The organism is Salegentibacter sp. BLCTC (assembly GCF_015143665.1).
In the GTDB taxonomy this organism is placed as follows: domain Bacteria; phylum Bacteroidota; class Bacteroidia; order Flavobacteriales; family Flavobacteriaceae; genus Salegentibacter; species Salegentibacter maritimus.
Map to the genome: position 1 here is coordinate 1 of NZ_WYEW01000021.1, position 2,601 is coordinate 2,601.

1 protein-coding gene, 1 tRNA gene and 1 rRNA gene are annotated in these 2,601 nt (G+C 44.1%); all 3 read left to right on the forward strand.

Annotated elements, in window-relative coordinates; translation table 11 throughout:
- A partial coding sequence (locus tag GUB10_RS16005; protein ID WP_227740443.1) for a hypothetical protein occupies window positions 1–226 on the forward strand: 226 nt, incomplete at its 5' end.
- 396 nt (window positions 227–622) lie between these two features.
- Window positions 623–2,152: ribosomal RNA gene (locus tag GUB10_RS15790) — 16S ribosomal RNA — on the forward strand.
- Between the two features lie 192 nt (window positions 2,153–2,344).
- Window positions 2,345–2,418, forward strand: a tRNA-Ile gene (locus tag GUB10_RS15795).
- Window positions 2,419–2,601: the final 183 nt, after the last annotated feature.

The following is a 2,601-nucleotide window of genomic DNA, read 5'->3' on the forward strand; positions in this document are numbered from 1 at the left end:
TAAAAAACAGCAGTATATTTGCACCCGCTTTGCGCCACAAGAGGTTTGGGGTTCTAAGTTAAGAAGTTCATTACATACTGGGATTACGATGTTTTTAGGGCTAAGAAAGCTCAAAAAAATAAAAGTAAAAAAACTTTATTTTTTGCTTGTCAGATTCAAAAGAGGTTGTATATTTGCAGCCGCAAAAACAGCAAAGGATTTTAATAAAAATTGTAGTTGTTTTTAAGTTCTTTTAATCGGGTAAAGCTTTCAAAAAAAACTTAAAATTTTTCTAAAAAATATTTGGTTGATAAAGAAAAAGCATTGTATATTTGCAGCCGCTTACAGCGGAAACAAGTTCCCAAAAATATTGAAAAAGAAACTGCCGGACGGGGCGTTATATAAGAAAGGTTCGATTCCTTTGGTTTTTACAAGACAATTTCAGTGATGGTGCTGGAGGGTTGGTTTTTAAACAGCCAACTATCTACTAAATACTGTTTACTGAGAAGAAGTTCATTGATTTATTGAATTGACAGCGCGTACGTTTTTCGCAAGAAAAACGATACAAATAATTTTAGAATTAAGACTAGATAAGTCGTCTTTGAGTACAGATTTTGATTGTTGTAATTATAATTAAGAAACAACGATGAAGAGTTTGATCCTGGCTCAGGATGAACGCTAGCGGCAGGCCTAACACATGCAAGTCGAGGGGTAACATAGAAAAGCTTGCTTTTCTGATGACGACCGGCGCACGGGTGAGTAACGCGTATACAACCTACCTTTTAGCGGGGAATAGCCCAGGGAAACTTGGATTAATGTCCCATAGTATGGAGGTCTCTCCTGAGATCATCATTAAACATTTATGGCTATTAGATGGGTATGCGTCCTATTAGTTAGTTGGTAAGGTAACGGCTTACCAAGGCAGCGATAGGTAGGGGTCCTGAGAGGGAGATCCCCCACACTGGTACTGAGACACGGACCAGACTCCTACGGGAGGCAGCAGTGAGGAATATTGGACAATGGGCGAGAGCCTGATCCAGCCATGCCGCGTGCAGGAAGACTGCCCTATGGGTTGTAAACTGCTTTTACAGAGGAAGAACCACTCCCACGTGTGGGAGTTTGACGGTACTCTGCGAATAAGGATCGGCTAACTCCGTGCCAGCAGCCGCGGTAATACGGAGGATCCGAGCGTTATCCGGAATCATTGGGTTTAAAGGGTCCGTAGGCGGGCAATTAAGTCAGTGGTGAAAGTCTTCCGCTCAACGGGAGAACTGCCATTGATACTGATTGTCTTGAGTTATTATGAAGTGGTTAGAATGAGTAGTGTAGCGGTGAAATGCATAGATATTACTCAGAATACCGATTGCGAAGGCAGATCACTAATAATACACTGACGCTGATGGACGAAAGCGTAGGTAGCGAACAGGATTAGATACCCTGGTAGTCTACGCCGTAAACGATGGTTACTAGCTGTTCGGCCCGATTAAGGGTTGAGTGGTTAAGCGAAAGTGATAAGTAACCCACCTGGGGAGTACGTTCGCAAGAATGAAACTCAAAGGAATTGACGGGGGCCCGCACAAGCGGTGGAGCATGTGGTTTAATTCGATGATACGCGAGGAACCTTACCAGGGCTTAAATGTAGTCTGACAGGACTGGAAACAGTTTTTTCTTCGGACAGATTACAAGGTGCTGCATGGTTGTCGTCAGCTCGTGCCGTGAGGTGTCAGGTTAAGTCCTATAACGAGCGCAACCCCTGTGGTTAGTTGCCAGCGAGTAATGTCGGGAACTCTAGCCAGACTGCCGGTGCAAACCGTGAGGAAGGTGGGGATGACGTCAAATCATCACGGCCCTTACGTCCTGGGCCACACACGTGCTACAATGGTAGGGACAGAGAGCAGCCACTTCGCGAGAAGGAGCGAATCTATAAACCCTATCACAGTTCGGATCGCAGTCTGCAACTCGACTGCGTGAAGCTGGAATCGCTAGTAATCGCATATCAGCCATGATGCGGTGAATACGTTCCCGGGCCTTGTACACACCGCCCGTCAAGCCATGGAAGCCGGGGGTACCTGAAGTCGGTCACCGCAAGGAGCCGCCTAGGGTAAAACTGGTAACTGGGGCTAAGTCGTAACAAGGTAGCCGTACCGGAAGGTGCGGCTGGAACACCTCCTTTCTAGAGCAACGCCTTTTAAGGCAATGCGCAATAATTAAAGGGAAGTTCTTAAAGCTCTTTTTTGGTCTTGATTCTAAGCTGTCGATTTAATTTAAAAAATTGTATAGTGTATGCTGTATAATGTATTTTGAAGGGGTTTTGTTGAAAAACCTTGTTCATTATACGATTTACAATATATATTTAACAAGGGACAGTCTCATAGCTCAGCTGGTTAGAGCGCTACACTGATAATGTAGAGGTCGGCAGTTCGAGTCTGCCTGAGACTACAGCGCGCTAAAGCGCAGTTAAAGGTTAAAAGTTCAAAGTAATTTGAATTTGGGACAACAACGTTCATTACAAATTGAAAGGAAATTTTAGAAGTTGGGCAACCAGTTTACAGTACGCAGTGAGCAGTACGCAGTACAGTTACGACTGAATACTGAATACTAATTAACTGCCAACTGAAAAAT